Origin of the sequence: Paracoccus sp. S4493 (assembly GCF_000967735.1) — a bacterium.
GTDB classification, from domain to species: Bacteria; Pseudomonadota; Alphaproteobacteria; order Rhodobacterales; family Rhodobacteraceae; genus Paracoccus; species Paracoccus marcusii.
Genome location: NZ_JXYF01000506.1, coordinates 1 through 240 on the forward strand (window position 1 = coordinate 1; position 240 = coordinate 240).

The 240-nt window shown below is 62.1% G+C and carries 1 protein-coding gene; it reads left to right on the forward strand.

Annotated features, from left to right (window positions below; all coding sequences use genetic code 11):
• Positions 1-240, forward strand: a 240-nt coding sequence (locus TW83_RS21605) for a hypothetical protein (RefSeq protein WP_045984309.1), incomplete at both ends; no start/stop codon positions are given.

Genomic DNA, 240 nt, shown 5'->3' on the forward strand with positions numbered 1-240 from the left:
GACGCCCGCGCCGGAGAGATCCTCGACATCCGTGGATATGCGAACGTCACCGCGCTGATCAGCGAGAACGGCGGCACCCGGATCGTCCTGGGGACCAATGACAGCATCTTCCTGCAGGGCGTCGACAAAGCGATCCTGACAACCGCCAACTTCCTCTTCAACGGCGCCGTCCCGAAAGACCTGAACGGTGTTCAGACAGTTCCCGGCGCCATCAACGGGAATGACAGCGCGAACACGCTG